Consider the following 15,359-nt stretch of genomic DNA (forward strand, 5'->3'; position numbering starts at 1 on the left):
CGTGCGGTCCTGAGTGCGCTCACGCGCCTTCGAGCGCTGCGGACCGCCGGTCCTCGAAGCGCAACGAACGCTGGTCGGTACGGTCCTCGTCGTCGATCTCGATCCGCGCTTCCATGTCGCTCACGCCAACGACACCGCGCAACGGCTCGACGAAGAAGGTCAAGCCCTGCTCGTCGTGCACGAGCGGTATCGCGCCGTCGGCCGAGGTGACGATCATGGCGATTCGGAAGGTGCCGCCGCCGCCGAGCCGCGGCCGGAACGGCACGGTCACGCTCGCCTCTTCGCCCGCGGCGAACGTGCGCCACTGCTCGCCGACCGCCGTCTGCATCTGGTAAGTCAGCGTGCTGTCCTCGGCGAGGACTCGGAAGAGCACCTGCGGACTGGCCACGGCGTGCGCGAAGCGCACGCGCATCCGGAACGTCAGTGTGCGGTCCTGCGTCGTCGTGCGCACCGGACGGCCCTCAGGGTCGACGAGCTCGCGGTCGAGGATCTCGACCGCCTCCTCCTCGCCCGGCGCGCGCTCGTCGTGCGACAACAGCTCGTGCAGACGCGCGATCGCGCCCTCGGTGGGACCGTCGAACACGATGCGACCGCCGTACATGCACACCGCGCGCGGGCACAGCAGCTGCACGGCCTGGAGCCAGTGACTCACGAACACGAGCGCGGTTCCCGAGCGCTGGAGCTCGCGCATCTTGTCGAAGCTGCGAAGGCGGAAGCCGATGTCGCCGACCGCGAGCACCTCGTCGACGAGCAGGATGTCGGGCTCGACGTGGATCGCGACCGAGAAGCCGAGTCGCATGTACATGCCCGACGAATAGAACTTCACCGGCGTGTCGATGAAGTCCTCGAGCTGCGAGAACGCGACGATCTCGTCGAACAGCTGGTCGATGCGGTGCCGGCCGAATCCGAGGAGCATCCCGTTCACGTAGATGTTCTCGCGGCCGGTCATCTCCTGATGGAAGCCGACACCGACACTCAGCAGCGGAGCGACACGGCCGCGCGTGGTGACCGTGCCGACGGTCGGGCGGGTGACGCCCGCGAGCAGCTTCAGCATCGTCGACTTGCCCGCGCCGTTCGGACCGATGATGCCGATGGTCTCGCCCGCGTCGACGCGCAGGTCGGCCTCGTGCAACGCCCACAGCTCGCTGCGGTTCGGCGGACCGAACGGCACGAGCGCGCGCAGCAGGCTGCGCTCCTTGATCTTCCAATAGCGCTTGCCGACGTTGGCGAGCTCGATCGCGGCGGGGGCGTTCACAGCAGGTCCACGAAGAGTCGGTCGTGGCGGCGGTGCGCGGCCACCGCGACCGCGCCCAGCACGACGGTGCCGAACACGGAGACGAGCAGCGCGCGCGCCGATGGCACCGACGCGCCGACCGCCGCCCGCTGGAAGAGGCCGACGATGCCGGTGAGCGGGTTGAAGTCGAGCAGCGAGCCCGCGTGGTGCAGCGCGCTCGGCGGATACACGATCGGCGTGACGTAGATCCAGACCATGAGCGCAGCCGACACCATGAACTTCACGTCGCGGAAGTACACGTACAGCGCGCCGAGCGCGAGCGACATCGCGGCCGTGAACGCGCAGAGCAACCCGATCGCCGGGATCACCAGCAGGAAGCGCAGTCGGATCGACGAGCCGACGACGGGCAACGCGACGAGGAGCAGCACGGTGGAGATGCCGAGGGTCACGAGGTTCGCAGCCGGCGTGACGAGCGGCAGGATCGCACGCGGGAAGAACACCTTGTCGGTGAGGTCGCTCGAGTCGACGATCGAGGTGGTCGCGTTCAGCAACGACGTCGACAGATACAGCCACGGCACCATGCCCGCGAGGACGAAGCCCGCGTAGTTGAACTGCGAGTTCCCGAAGTGGCCGACGCGGGAGAAGATGAACACCATCACCGCGGACTGCAGCACGGGTAGCGCGACCGACCAGAGGATCCCGAGCGAGGCGCGCTTGTAGCGGACGCGGAAATCCTTGTGCGCGAGCGCGACGAGCAGCGCGCGGGCACCCCACACGTTCTGCAACCATTCACCCACCCGCTCGGGGTGTGCGTCGAACCGGAGAACCGGCCCGGCGTCCCCGCGGGTCCCGCCGCCGTGCACGGCGACACCGTTCCCCGAACCCTGCGCGTCTAATCCGTTCACAGCACGGCCAATCGGTAGCGCAGCGAGCCCACGCGCATGCCGGCGAACTGGGCGCTGTCGACCGCGATCCGCTCCGCGAGGAACCGCAGCCGGCGCGGGTGCTGGGGCGGCGGCATGCGCAGCCGCACGTACGGGACGACGAGCAGCAGCGCGGGGCGGTGACGAAGCGACAGCGCGAGGCCCGCGACCGCGAGCGTGAACGCCGCGTTCTCGCGCCGGAAGGCCCACGGCCGCCAGAACGCCTCCTCGCGGAACTCGGGGTGCCGGCGGGCGAGCCGCGCAACGTGGCGCTCGAGCAGCCCGGTGCGGAGGTGGTAGCGCACGCCGCGCTCTTCGACGTCGTGATAGGCGAGCGCCGCTTCCGCGAAGCCGCGCCGCCAGCCCGCGGCGATCACGGCCCAACCCGCGGCGCAGTCCTCGCCGTAGTTGCCGATGCCCTCGTCGAACCCCGGCGTCTCCGCGAGCGCGGCGCGCCGGTAGAAGATGTTGCAGGCCTCGAAGTACGGCGTCGGCGCGGTGATCTGCCGCCACACCGACCAGTCGCCGAGCGGCTCGCCCTCGGGCTTGCGGGTCTGACCCTGCACCACGCCCAGTCGCGCGTCGGCGCGCATCGCGTCGAGCCCGGAGCTGAGCCAGTCCGGGTCGGGGACGCAGTCGTCGTCGACGAACGCGATCACCTCGCCGCGCGCGGCCTTCCAACCCGCGTTCCGGGTCGCCGCGGGGCCGGGCGTCGTCTCGACCAAGGTGCGCAGCGTCAGTGGCGAGCGCGCCACGAGCTCGCGCAGCGCCCGTGGTGTGTCGTCGGTCGACGCGTTGTCGACGACGACGACCTCGAAGCGATCACGAGCGAGGGTCTGTTGCTCGAGCGCAGCCACGAGCCGGCGGAGACGGTTCGCCCGGCAGAAGGTGGGTATGACGACCGAGATTTCAGGGGGGTGAGGCTGGTGCTCGAAGTCGGGACCGCGCTCGTCGATCGTTTCCTCGCAGATCCACCCGCGGTCCACGCGATGGCCGCCGGACCCGATCCGGAGATCGGTCTGTGGGGCACCGACCGCGAGTGCTACGCGCTGATCGCCGAGACCGTCAGGCCCGGCATGCACACGCTCGAGACCGGCTCGGGGCTCTCGACCGTGATCTTCGCGGCCACCGGCGCCGACCACACCTGCGTCACTCCGTCGGCCGACGAGGCCGCGCGCATCCTCGCCTACTGCGAACGCCAGGACGTGTCCACCGACGCGCTGCGCTTCGAGCTCGGCGCTTCCGACGAGGTCCTGCCCCGGCTCGCCGGAGGACCGCCCCTCGACGTCGTGTTCGTCGATGGCAATCACGGCTACCCGACGCCGATGATCGACTGGTTCTACGCGGCCTCGCGTCTCGTGCCCGGCGGACTGCTCATCCTCGACGACATCCCGCTGCCCGCGGTCGCGCACCTCTGCGCCTTCATCGAGCGCGACCCGCGATTCAGCGTGCATCGACGCACCGCCAAGTGGATCGCGTACCGCACCGTCGCCGGCGGATCGCTGCGCCAGGACTGGTTCGAGCAGCCGTTCTACACATCGCCGACGTCCGCGAGCCTGCGCGCGATTCCGGGACGGGCGGCGAGACGCGTCTCGCGCGAGCTGCACGCTCGGTTCGGCGATCGGTCCGCGAGCTCCTCCAAGTAGTCGAGCACCGGCTGCGCGACCCGCTCCCAGCGGAACCGCGCGTCGACGTGGGCGCGAGCGCGCGCCGCGAGCGCTTCGGCGTCACCGCGCGACTCGAGGAGGTCGACGATCGCGGCGGCCATCGCCTCGGGATCGTCGACGATGCGCGCGTGCTCACCGTCGAGGAGGTCGAGCCCTTCGAGCCCGACGCTCGTGCCGACGAGCGGGCGGCCCGCGGCCATCGCCTCGAGTGCCTTCAACCGCGTGCCGGTTCCGACGTGTAGCGGGACGACGACGACGCGTGCCCAGTCGATCCAGGGCTCCATGCGCGGCACGTCGGCGTGCACATCGATGCCGGGACGCTCCGACAGCGCACGGATCTCGGGTACCGGATCGCGTCCCGCGAGCACGAACCGCGCGTCGGGCACGGCGGCGCGCACCCGCGGGAACACCTCGTCGCAGAACCACAGTGCCCCGAGCACGTTCGGGCGGTAGTTGAGCGACGCCGGCAGGAGCAGGCTCGGCGCGTCGGAGAGCTCGACCGGCGCGCGATCCGTGCGTACGCCGTTGGGCACGACGAGGAAGTCGTGCGCGGCGCCGCCCGTGAGCGCGGCCGCGTCGCCGTCGCTCACGACGATCACCCGGTCGTACGCGGCGATCATGCGCGCTTGGAAGCGGTGCGCGTGCGCGCGTTCACGTGCGAGCAGCCAACGCTGGCGCGCGCCCGTCTCGGTCGCGGCTTCCTGGCGCGCGCGCTCACTCGGAACGTTGTGGACCTCGACCACCCAGTGCCCGCTCGTGCGCGCCTCGATCAACGGTGCGAGCGCGAGGTGCTGCACGATCACGGCATCGAACTCGGGTGCGATGCGGCGCAGGACGGGGAGCAGCGCGTGACGGGTTCGTGCGGAATCCTCGACGTCGGCGGGACGCCGTCGGACGAGGACGCGGCCGAGGTCGCGGACGCGGCGGCGCAGGGCTCGATGCGACTCGCGCGACCGTGGGCGCGGGCGCGGGACCTCGAGCACCGCGGTGACCCGTGCGCGTACCGAATCGTCGCTGAGGTGACCCGCGAGCAGCACGGTGACGTCAGCGCCGTCGGCCAGCACGTCGAGCAGCGCGGCCTGACGGATGTTCCCGCCCCCGCCGTTGCGGTCCGGCGCCTCGTCGGTGACCCAGAGCACTCGCGCGCGTCCGTGTGCATGCACGCCGTCCGACACATCGGCGCGGTCGTCGAGATATCGCTCCGGCGCCAACCGCATCCCGCGGCGCAGGCCACCCACGAATGCGACCGTCATGCGCGGGCGGAACCCGCCGCCCCGTGCCCGCCGCTCGTCGCGCCACATGCCGCGCTCGTGCAGCAGCCGCAGCGCGAACGTCTTCGCCGCGCCCCGCGCGTCTCGACGCAGTGCGGCGCCGAGATACGCGCCGCTCCCACGTTGGTAACCGAGCAGGTTGACGCGGTTCTCGGCGTCGTCGCGCCAGTCGAGATGGTGCACGGTCGCGCCCCCGGCGATCGCGCAGAGCCAGCCACGCGCCGCGGCGCGCATCACGACGTCGGCTTCCTCGCCGCCGCGGCACTCGCTGCCTGCGCCGAGCCGCTCGTCGAACCCGCCGATGTCGCGGAGCGCGCGTCGGCGGACGGCCATCGACGCGCCGTGTGCGTAGTTCCAGTGCTCGGGCGGCGCCGCACCCGGAGGCAGCGACACGCCTGCACGCGCGCCGGGAAGCTCGGAGAGCCCCCGCACGGATCCGAACACCACTCCGACCGCCGGATTTGCGAACGGCGCCGTCATCTCGTCGACCCAGTCGCGCGGCACGCGGCAGTCGTCGTCGGTCAGGAGGACGACGTCGTGGCCGGCCCGGCGCAGTGCGGTGTTCAGCTTGGCGCACTTCACCTGGTGCGCTTCCGCGAGGTGCGTGACGGGAACCGGAAGATCCCCGAGCGCCTCGGCCGCATCGGGGTTGCAACATTCGACGACGACGAGCTCGTCGCCGGGTCTCATCGCGTCGGCGAGGTGCGTCACGCACTCGCGCAGCAGCTGTGGCCGCCCGTGCGTCGCGAGGACGATGGTCGCCGGCGCGCGCCGCTCTTGCGCGGTCGAGGCGTCAGGCGCGGGCACGGCGCCGCTCGTCGAGCCGGCCGCGCCGCATCTCCGCGTCGGAGGGCCCGTATCCGGGAGCGCCCTCGTAGGCGTCGGCGGCGTGCTTCGCGTCGAAGCGGTTGAGTACCACGCCCATGAGGTTCACGCCGCCGCGCGCGAGCGCGTCCCGAGCGCGGGTGACCGACGGCAGGGTCGTCTGCGCGGCTTCGACCACCAGCACGACACCGCCGACCGAGCGTCCGATCTCGATCGTGTCCGCCACCGCGAGGACGGGCGGCGCGTCGATGAGCACGACGTCGGCGCGCATCGTCATACGCGAGATGAGCTCGGTCGTGCGCGACGACGTGAGCAGCTCGCTCGGGTTCGCGACCGGCTGGCCCGCGGGCAGGAACTCGATCGACGGGCGGACCGGCTCGATCGACGTGAAGGTCAGCTCTTGGAGGCACTCCTCGAGCCGCCGGCCGCCGAGCAGGACGTCGGAGACGCCGTGCTGCGCGGTCGTGCCGAGGACGCGATGCGAGTCGGGGCTGCGCAGGTCGAAGTCGGCGAGCACGACGCGCAGGCCCGCGGCCGCGAGCGACTGCGCGATCCCGACGCACGTCGATGTCTTGCCCTCGCCCGGCATCGCGCTCGTGACCGCGACCGACGGGCGCTCGAGCCCCGTGATCGCGACGAGCAGGTTCGAGCGCATCACGCGGAACGCCTCGCGTGCGGTCTCGCGTCGCTTCTTGTCGCGGCGCCCCGCGCGCGGCACCGTCATCTTGCTCATTGGAGGCTCCCCGTCCACCCCGCGGATTCCTTCGCGCGGGGCAATCGTTCGTCGGCGCTTGCAGTCGGCGACAGCGGCAGGCGCCGGCCGAGGCTCGGCACGACCGCGAGGACCGGCACGTCGAGCTCGCGCTCGGCGTCCTCGGCCGAGCGGACCGTGATGTCGAGGTGCTCGAGCAGCGCGAGCACGATGCCCGCGACGATCAGGCCGAGGAGCGCGGCGAGGCCGAGGTCGCGCTTGAGCGGCGAGTGGTTGACCGTCGCCGGGGGTGCGGACTCGTAGAGCGAGAGCACCTGGTCGGAGGCGCCCGTCGTCGCGCGCGGCTCGAAGGAGCGGACCTGGTCGATGAGCGCGCTCGCCGCGCCGTCGGCGAGGGCCTGACTCGCGGCCGCGCTGCGATCGGTCACCGAGATCCGGATGAGGTTCGTGCCCGTCGGCTGCTTCGCCGTCGTCTCGGAAGCCACCTGGCCGGGACCACGATCGACGTGCGCGGCCGTGATCGCGGCCGCCGCGACCTTGTCGGTGCTCACCATCGCGGAGAAGGTCCCGATGAGCCGATCGAAGCCGGCGACGCGGTTCCCGGAGATCTGGCCACTCGTCGGCGCGATGTCGATGGAGCGCTCGCCGACGTACAACGTGCTCGTCGCGGTGTAGGTGTGGCCCTTCGGCGCGACGAGGTAGCCCGCGGCGACCGCCGCGAGCACGATCGCGAGCACCAGCACCACGTGACGGCGGAGGATCGACAGATAGCGACGCAGTTCCATCAGCGGGTCCGTTCGTCGACGACGCAGTGGTAGAGCTCGGTGAGCGCGGCGCTCGCCTGCTCGATGTCGAACCGGGCAGCGATGCGGTCGCGCGCGGCCGCGCCGAAGCGGTGGCGCAACTCGGCATCGTCGAGCAGGTTCACGATCGCGTCGGCGAGCGCGTCCGGGTCCTCGGGCGGGACGATGAATCCCGACCGTCCGGACTCGACCGACTCGCGATTGCCCATGACGTCGGTGACGACCACGGGCGTGCCCGCTCGCATGGCTTCCATCGCCGCGAACGGCGCGCCCGCCTCGTAACGCGACGACAGTGCGAACACGTCGAACTGACTCATGAGGCGGTCGCCGTCGGGTCGGTCGCGCAGCAAGAGGAACCGCCCGTCGAGACCGCTCGCGCTCAGCTCGGAGCGCACGCGACTCACCAGCGGGCCGTCGCCGACGAGCACAAAACGCGCGTTCGGCACCTTCATCGCGACAAGCGCGCAGGCGCGTACGTAGACCTCGGGCGCCTTCTGCGGCGCGAGCCGCGCGACGCTGCCGACGAGCAACGTGTCGTCGGGCACGCCGAAGACCGCGCGCACGTTGAACGGTGCCGCCACGTCGCCGTCGACGTCGAGACCGTTCGGGATCACGGCCATGCGCTCCCGAGGTACGAGGCGCAGATGCTGCGCGAACTCGCCCTCCGACGTCGACGCGGCGATCAGCCGGTCGGTGAGCGGGCCGAGCGCGCGCTCCATCGCGCACGCGCTGAGCGAGGGGTAGAGACCGTGCGGCGTGTACACGCGGGCGGACGACGTGCCGACTGCCGCCAGGCGGGCGACCGCACCGCCGATCGCGGAGTGACCGTGCACCACCGACGGCTTCTTGCGCGCGATGAGGCGGTGCACCTTCGGCACCGCGGCGAGCGTGCGCGGGCTCGTGGGCGAGCGCCGCATGTCGAGGTATTCGACGGTCGCGCCCGCCGCGCCCATCGCTGCGATCGCGGCGTTGTCGGTGACACCACCGACGCGCTCGGGCGGTACGACGACGATGTGATCGGCGTCGACATGGCGCACGAGGTTCGTGATGTGGCGCGCGACGCCACCTTCGATCGCCTCGAGCACGTGCAAGACGGTCATCCTCACCGTCGCACCCCAGCGTGCATGACACTCCGCCCCGTCGAGCCTCCCGTCGCGACGGCGCTACCCACGCCGCGCGCGAACTAATCGAACATTGCGCGCATCAGTGCAGATGAGAGGGCGTGGTCGCAAAGGTCCCATCAAGCGACACGCGCGCTGCGTCGATCAACCTCTCGATGCTGGGCATGTCGGGTTCCCGTCGCGTGCGCGTCGCGTCTCTCGGAGTCGCGATGGCCGTGCTCGCAACCGGATGGCTCACGCCGGGCAGCGCGTCGGTGCCGGCCGGCGCGCGACCGGCGGGCCAAGCGGCGAAGCCCGAGCTCACGTCGTTCCGTGTCGCGCCCGCGGGCGCGACCGAACAGCTCGCGTTGTCGTGGAGCTACGGCACCGCGCCGGTCACACGGTTGCACCTCGACCTGTACTCGATCGCCGCGGGGAACGCGGTACGGCTCGGGTCGACGATCGTCGGCAACACCGTCGAGCCGCGCTCGTACTCGATCCCGGTGCCGCCCGGAACATGGGCCGTGCGCGCGACGCCCGAGAATGCGAGCGGCTTCGGTGTCGGCATCACCTCGGCCGCGGTCACCGTCCGCAACTCGTGTGCGAGCGCGGGGCTGTGCGTCACCGTGACGAATCCATCCCGCCGCGTCGCGATCCGGCTCGCGGGACAAGGCTTCCTGAACGGCACGAGCTCGTGGACGACGAGCCGCATCAGCAGCGCGCTCACGCCGCTCGCTCCGAAGCAGTTGCGCGCCGCCGGGTCGGCCGCGCACGCGCGGGCCGCACAGGTGCACGCGTCGAGCACACAGGTGCTGTCGGATCTCTGGAACAACGCGACCGCGCGCTTTGGCTACGCGCAGACGCCGTGGTCCGACTGGAACCGCTGGAAGTCGTTCGTCGCATCGACGGTCGCGACCGCCGAGCGCCAGGGTTGGGCGCCCAACTACTGGGACGTGTGGAACGAGCCCAACGGCACGTGTTGCCCGCGGTTCAGCCCGGTGGATCTCGCGACCGCGAGCGTCGACAAGTGGCTCGAGACCTATGTCGTAGCGTGGCAGGCGATCAAGTCGGTCGATCCGCGCGCGCAGGTGATCGGGCCCAGCCTCAGTGCGCTGCAGTGGGCGCCCGGGAGCCCGAGCGAGTTCGACCTCGACACGTTCCTCGCGTACTCGGCCGCGCACCACGTCGTGTGGTCGGCGATCTCCTGGCACGAGAACACGAACGCGCCGTCGCCCGGCGACATCGCGTCGTCGGTCACGAACGTCGACCGCCACGTCGCGATGGCGCGGGCCGTGATGGCGCGCCACCCCGGCACGGTCACCGGCAATCGCATCTTCGTCAACGAATACGACCCTGCGAGCACGCACCTGCTGGCGGGATGGGCCGTCGGGTACTTCCACGCCTTCGAGGCCGACGGTGTGAGCCAGGCGAACCTCGCGTGCTGGGACGCCGGCGACTGCACCACCGATCTCGACGGTCTGCTCACGCCCACGGGCCAGCCGACCGCGGTCTGGTGGGCGCACCGCGCGTACGCGCAACTCGCGGGTCAGCCGCAGATGACGGTCGGCACCAACGCGGCGTGGCAGCTCGACGGGCTCGCCACACGCGACGACGCGCACCACACCCTGCGCGTTCTGTTGGGCCGGCACTACTCGTGCAACGAGCCGGTGAACCCTTGGTGCACCTACGACGCGCACATCGCGCCGACGTCGGTCTCGATGTCGATCGCGTGGCCCTACGGCAGCGCGCCGGTGACGGTCACGACGAACCGGCTGCCGGCGGGTGACGGCGCGCTGCGCGCGCCGGTCGTCATCGGTACCACGAGGGTGCGTCCGGTGAACGGTCGGCTCAGCGTTCGGGTTGCGTCGGTCGCCGACGGTGACGCGCTCTCGATCGTCGCCCGCCCCGCCTAGCGCAGGACGCGTCGGGGGCGGTCAGGAGCTGCGATGGGCTCAGGGCGCGCGCCGCTCGGGAAGCTCGGCCTCGTCGGGCAGGGGAGCGGCCTCGACCGAGCCGGGGAAGTGGTCGACGTCCCGCAGCGCGGGGAACACCGTCCACCAGAGCACCGCGATCGCGAGCGTCGCCACCCCGCCGATGATCACGGCCGACGCCGGTCCGAGCACCTGGCCGACGACGCCGGACTCGAAGGCGCCGAGCTCGTTCGATGCACCGATGAACACGGCCTCGACCGCGAGCACGCGTCCGCGCTTCGCGAACGGCGTCACCAGGGGGACGAGCGTGCCGCGGATGAAGACGCTGATCGAGTCGGCTCCCGACAGCGCCGCGAGCGCGACGAACGCCACGAAGAAGTTGCGAGTGACGCCGAGGACGATCGTGCCCGCGCCGAAGGCCGCGACCGCGACGAGGAGCGTCCGCCCGACCCGGCGGGCGAGCGGTCGCACGGTGAGGAACAGCGTGACCGTGCCCGCACCGATGCCCACGGCGGCGCGCAGCACGCCCAGCCCGACCGCGCCCGCGCCCAACCGGGTTTCCGCGATCGCCGGGAGCAGCGCGACCGCGCCGCCGAAGAGCACCGCGAAGAGATCGAGCGAGATCGCGCCGAGCAGGATCGGTTGCGAGCGCACGAACCGGACGCCTTCGGCGGCCTCGTGGAGTCCGCCCCGTCCCTTGCTGCCGCGCGTGACCCGCTCGCGCGGCTGCACGAACGTGATCGCCGCCGCGCCGAGGACGAGCAGCACCGCGCCGAACGCGTACGGCACGCGCACACCGACCACGTAGAGGAAGCCGCCGACGACCGGGCCTGCGATCGCGGCGAGCTGCCACGCCGCGGTGTCGCGCGCGACGAGCCACGCGAGCCGGTCCGGCGCCACGGTGTCGGCCGGCATCGCACGCGTCGCCGGGGTCGAGAACGCGCCCGCGGCGCCGTACGCGATGACGAGGACGAAGATCGGGAGCGTCGAGGTCGGGGCGGTGCCCGCGTACCAGGCGAGCACCGCGATCACGATCGCCTGCGCGCCGAGCCCGGCCGCGGCGACCTTCCTCCGGTCGATCCGGTCGGCGACAGTGCCGGTCACGAAGACGAGGAGCGCGGCCGGCGCGAACTCCGCCAGACCGAGCAGGCCGAGGGCGAGCTCGCTGCCGGTGAGGTCGAACACCTGCTTGCCGAGCACGGTCGTGAGCAGCGCGGTCGCCGACGACGAGCAGAAGATCGACGTGAGGAGGGCGACGATCGACCGGGTCTCACGCGTCCGGAAGGGGCTCATGCGGCGGCGATCATGGCCCGTGGCGGCGGTCCGGCGGTGCGGCGGATCGGCGTGACGACCGACCTCGCGACCGTGTAACGCTGCGCGCCATTCTGATCACGCACCGCGCGAGAATGAGCCCCGACGAGTTGACGGCCCTCCGGGTTCGTCGTACGCTCCGTTCACGCACAGTGGCCATGGGAGGGCACTGCGTGGTCACGGGGCTCCCGTGATTCTGGGGTTTTGGGCGACGGACGGGGGCGCGCGAGTGCCTCTCGAACGCACGGAGGCATGGTGCGCACTCAAGGTTTCTGGGGCTTTGCTCGTCGGTCGGCGCGGGTCGCAGTCGCGACCGTGGCCGTCACCGCTCTCGGTACGGGAGCGGTCATCGGCCTCGCCGCCGGTCCCGCGGCGGCCGCCGATCCCGGCAGCATCTCGGGTCGGGTGACGAACGCGGCGGGCGGTGCCGGCATCGAGGGCATCTGCGTCGGCGCGTACGTGCACGGCTCCGACGAGCAGACGCTGCTCGTCGACACCGCGACCGCGGCCGACGGCACGTACACGATCACGAACGTCCCGTCCGGTGCGGTCGACGTGCGCTTCAGCGCGACGGGCTTCTGCCCGAACGGACTCGCATCCGGTTTCGTCGGCGAGTGGTACAACAACCAGCCGTCCGAGGCGTCCGCGAACACGGTCACGGTGAACCCCGACGCGACGACGTCGAACATCAACGCGTCGCTGGCGAACGGCGGCACGATCAGCGGCAAGGTCACGAACGTGGTCGGCGGTGCGGGCCTCTCGGGCATCTGTGTCGCCGCGCTGATCCCCGGCGGTGACGACGCGCTCGTCACGAGCAACGCGACCAACCCCGACGGCACCTACGCGCTCACCGGAGTTCCGAGCGGCGGTGTGCACGTCGAGTTCTTCGCGACCGGCTTCTGTCCGGGTGGCACCGCGTCCGATTTCGTGACGCAGTGGTACAACAACCAGGTCTCGGTGCTGAACGCCGACACGGTGAACGTGGCGGCCGGCGGCACGACCGCGAACATCAACGCCGCGCTCCGCGCATCCGGCTCGATCAGCGGCAAGGTCACCGACGCGAACGGCGGCGCTGCGATCGCCGGTATCTGCATCTCCGTCTACGAGCCGTACCAGTCGGGTGTCGCGCCGCAGCTCGTCACGAGCACCGCGACCGCAGCCGACGGCACGTACACGCTCGACGGCGCGCCGGTCGGCGCCAACGACGTGAAGTTCTATTCGTCCGGCTTCTGCCCGGGCGGCCTCGCGTCGAACTACGCGATGGAGTGGTACAACAACGAAGCGCTCCAGTCCGCGGCCGACGTCGTGACCGTGAGCGCGAGCGCGACGACGCCGAACATCAACGCCTCGCTCGTGTCGGGCGGCTCGATGTCGGGCAAGGTCACGGCGAAGACGGGTGGCGCGGGGCTCAACGGCATGTGCGTCGCGGCGTTCAGCACCGGTGACGACCCGGTGGTCGTCGCGAGCATCGGCACGAACCCCGACGGTACCTACCAGCTCGACAGCATCCCGCCGGGCACCGTGCGGGTGCGCTTCAACTCCCAGGGCTTCTGCCCCGGCGGCATCGGCAGCCTTCCCGGCATCTACGACCAGGTGTGGTATTCGAACGCGGCCGACTTCGATTCGGCCCAGGACGTGACGATCAACGTCGGCCAGACGACGCCGAACATCAACGCCGCGCTGGTCGGCCCGAGCTCGTTCTCGATCAAGGTCAACGGCTCGTCGACGACGAGCACGGTCGGCTACGGCTCGACGGTCGCGTTCTCCGAGACGGGCATCCCGACTGCGGCGACCGGCTCGGTCGTGTTCAGCTCGTCCGGTCACTCGAACCTCTGCACGATCACGCTGCCGGCGACGAGCTGCAACGTTGCGAGCCCGCTGGCGGTCGGTTCGTACACGCCGATCAGCGCGAGCTTCCACGACACCGACGGTGGTCTCCACGACTCGACGTCGACCAACACGGTCGGCCTCACGGTGAACGTCGCAACCACGTCGTTCTCGATCGCGGCGAACGGCGTGACGAACGCCTCGGTGGTCCGTGGCAACCCGATCACGCTGTCGGCGTCGGGGATCTCGACGCTCGCGCACGGCTCGGTCGTGTTCTCGACGACCGACAACCCGAACGTCTGCACGGTCACGCTGCCCACGACGAGCTGTGAGCTCGACGGTCTCGCGGTGGCTTCCTACGGGCCGGTGAGCGCGGCATTCACCTCGACCGACGGCAACTTCACGAGCGCGGCGGCGACGAACACGGTGTCGTACATCGTGAGCGCAGCGCCGACGTCGTTCACGCTCGCGGTGAACGGTGGTGCGAGCGCGGCGGTATCGCGCGGCGCGACGCTCACGTTCTCCGAGTCCGGTCTGCCCGTCGACGCGGCCGGCACGGTCACCTTCTCGACCACCGACCGTCCGAACCTCTGCACCGCGACGCTGCCTGCAACGAGCTGCGACGTGGTGCACGGCCTGCCGGTCGGCTCGTACGGACCGATCAGCGCGACCTTCGTGACCGCGGACCTGAACTACGCGGGCTCGACGGCGACGAACACGGTGACGGCCGACGTCGCTCCGGTCGCGCCGAGCGCGCCGCGTGCGGCCCACTACTCGGTCTCGTCGCACAACGCGACGGTTCGGTGGAGCGCACCGAGCGACAACGGCGGCTCGAGCATCACCGCCTACTCGGTGACGCTGAACCCCGGCCACAAGACGGTTGCGGTGTCGGGTGCGACGACCGAGGCAACCTTCGCGAACCTCAACCCGGGCTCGACGTACGAAGTGACGATCACGGCGACCAACACGGCCGGCACCGGCCCGGCGTCGTCGCTCGCGGTCTCGGTCGCCAAGCCGCTGTCCGGCTACTGGATGCTCGGCGCCGGCGGCCAGGTCTATGCGTTCGGCAACGCCAAGGCGTTCGGCAACGCGCCGGGCGCGGTCGTGGCCATGACGGCTCGTCGTGACGGCAGCGGCTACTGGACGGTCGACTCGCACGGCACGGTGCACGCATTCGGTGCCGCGGCCCTGCACGGCGGGAACCCGGCGCTCCGTGCGGGTGAGTCGGTGTCGACGATCGCGTCGACGCCTTCGGGCAACGGCTACTGGCTCTTCACCGACCAGGGCCGCGCCTTCGCCTACGGCGACGCGCAGTTCTTCGGCGACATGGCGAAGGTGCACCTGAACGGCCCGATCGTGGCGTCGGCGGCGACGGCGACCGGCAAGGGCTACTACATGGTCGGTTCCGACGGCGGCGTGTTCAGCTTCGGCGACGCCAAGTTCCACGGCTCGACCGGCGCGATGAAGCTCAACAAGCCGATCGTCGGCATCTCACCGACGCCCGACAACCGCGGCTACTGGCTCGTCGCATCCGACGGCGGGGTGTTCGCCTTCGGTGCGCCGTTCCGTGGCTCGATGGGCAGCCACAAGCTCAACAAGCCGGTGAACGGGCTCGTCGCCTTCGGCAACGGCTACCTGATGGTGGCGTCCGACGGGGGCATCTTCGACTTCTCGAACAAGCCCTTCGTCGGCAGCCTCGGTGGGGTGTCGATCCCGGCGCCGATCATCGGGGTGACGGCGTTCGCCACCGAGTGA

11 protein-coding genes are annotated in these 15,359 nt (G+C 71.1%); 3 read left to right on the plus strand and 8 right to left on the minus strand.

Annotated features, from left to right (window positions below):
* Nucleotides 1–19 precede the first annotated feature (19 nt).
* From VH914_03845 to VH914_03855, 3 genes are all read right to left on the minus strand, one after another.
* Nucleotides 20–1,255 carry an ABC transporter ATP-binding protein gene (locus VH914_03845; GenBank protein ID HEX4490318.1) on the minus strand — a complete coding sequence of 412 codons (1,236 nt, stop codon included), beginning with the start codon at nt 1,253–1,255 and terminating at the stop codon, nt 20–22.
* Complete coding sequence (locus tag VH914_03850) at nt 1,252–2,031, minus strand: ABC transporter permease (protein HEX4490319.1); 780 nt, start codon at nt 2,029–2,031, stop codon at nt 1,252–1,254. Before VH914_03850 ends, VH914_03845 begins: the two co-directional genes overlap by 4 nt.
* A 104-nt stretch (nt 2,032–2,135) precedes the next feature.
* A complete protein-coding gene (locus tag VH914_03855; GenBank protein ID HEX4490320.1) occupies nt 2,136–3,143 on the minus strand; it encodes a glycosyltransferase in 1,008 nt (335 codons plus the stop codon).
* Between VH914_03855 and VH914_03860 the strand changes: the two genes are divergently transcribed.
* Nucleotides 3,075–3,803, plus strand: a complete 729-nt coding sequence (locus VH914_03860) for a class I SAM-dependent methyltransferase (protein ID HEX4490321.1) — start codon at nt 3,075–3,077, stop codon at nt 3,801–3,803. The genes VH914_03855 and VH914_03860 overlap by 69 nt on opposite strands.
* On the opposite strand, the gene VH914_03865 is transcribed toward VH914_03860, so the two are convergent.
* Genes VH914_03865 through VH914_03880 form a run of 4 tightly spaced genes read right to left on the minus strand, consistent with a single transcriptional unit; the run spans nt 3,689 to nt 8,535 of the window.
* Nucleotides 3,689–5,902 (minus strand): glycosyltransferase, encoded by a 2,214-nt coding sequence (locus VH914_03865; GenBank protein ID HEX4490322.1) that lies wholly within the window; start codon nt 5,900–5,902, stop codon nt 3,689–3,691. The two genes, VH914_03860 and VH914_03865, sit on opposite strands and share 115 nt — an antisense overlap.
* Nucleotides 5,889–6,653, minus strand: coding sequence for a CpsD/CapB family tyrosine-protein kinase (locus tag VH914_03870; protein HEX4490323.1), 765 nt, complete (start codon nt 6,651–6,653; stop codon nt 5,889–5,891). Before VH914_03870 ends, VH914_03865 begins: the two co-directional genes overlap by 14 nt.
* Nucleotides 6,650–7,417: a hypothetical protein gene (locus VH914_03875; GenBank protein ID HEX4490324.1), complete on the minus strand. Its 768-nt coding sequence runs from the start codon at nt 7,415–7,417 to the stop codon at nt 6,650–6,652. Before VH914_03875 ends, VH914_03870 begins: the two co-directional genes overlap by 4 nt.
* Entirely contained in the window at nt 7,417–8,535 is a 1,119-nt protein-coding gene (locus VH914_03880) for a glycosyltransferase (protein ID HEX4490325.1), read from the minus strand. The genes VH914_03875 and VH914_03880 overlap by 1 nt, the downstream gene beginning before the upstream one ends.
* A gap of 122 nt (nt 8,536–8,657) precedes the next feature.
* Between VH914_03880 and VH914_03885 the strand changes: the two genes are divergently transcribed.
* Nucleotides 8,658–10,448, plus strand: a complete 1,791-nt coding sequence (locus VH914_03885; protein HEX4490326.1) for a hypothetical protein — start codon at nt 8,658–8,660, stop codon at nt 10,446–10,448.
* A gap of 39 nt (nt 10,449–10,487) precedes the next feature.
* Here the strand turns inward: VH914_03885 and VH914_03890 are convergent, their stop codons facing one another.
* On the minus strand, nt 10,488–11,759 hold the full coding sequence (locus tag VH914_03890) for an MFS transporter (protein HEX4490327.1): 1,272 nt from the start codon (nt 11,757–11,759) through the stop codon (nt 10,488–10,490).
* A gap of 333 nt (nt 11,760–12,092) precedes the next feature.
* On the opposite strand from VH914_03890, the gene VH914_03895 reads away from it, so the two are divergent.
* Nucleotides 12,093–15,359 (plus strand): carboxypeptidase regulatory-like domain-containing protein, encoded by a 3,267-nt coding sequence (locus tag VH914_03895; GenBank protein HEX4490328.1) that lies wholly within the window; start codon nt 12,093–12,095, stop codon nt 15,357–15,359.

This window comes from Acidimicrobiia bacterium, assembly GCA_036271555.1.
In the GTDB taxonomy this organism is placed as follows: domain Bacteria; phylum Actinomycetota; class Acidimicrobiia; order IMCC26256; family PALSA-610; genus DATBAK01.

What these genes read in the sequence shown, in the direction of transcription:
- VH914_03880 (HEX4490325.1), bottom strand. Translation starts at nt 8,535, where the DNA reads ATGACCGTCTTGCACGTGCTCGAGGCGATCGAAGGTGGCGTCGCGCGC.
- VH914_03875 (HEX4490324.1), bottom strand. Translation starts at nt 7,417, where the DNA reads ATGGAACTGCGTCGCTATCTGTCGATCCTCCGCCGTCACGTGGTGCTG.
- VH914_03870 (HEX4490323.1), bottom strand. Translation starts at nt 6,653, where the DNA reads ATGAGCAAGATGACGGTGCCGCGCGCGGGGCGCCGCGACAAGAAGCGA.
- VH914_03890 (HEX4490327.1), bottom strand. Translation starts at nt 11,759, where the DNA reads ATGAGCCCCTTCCGGACGCGTGAGACCCGGTCGATCGTCGCCCTCCTC.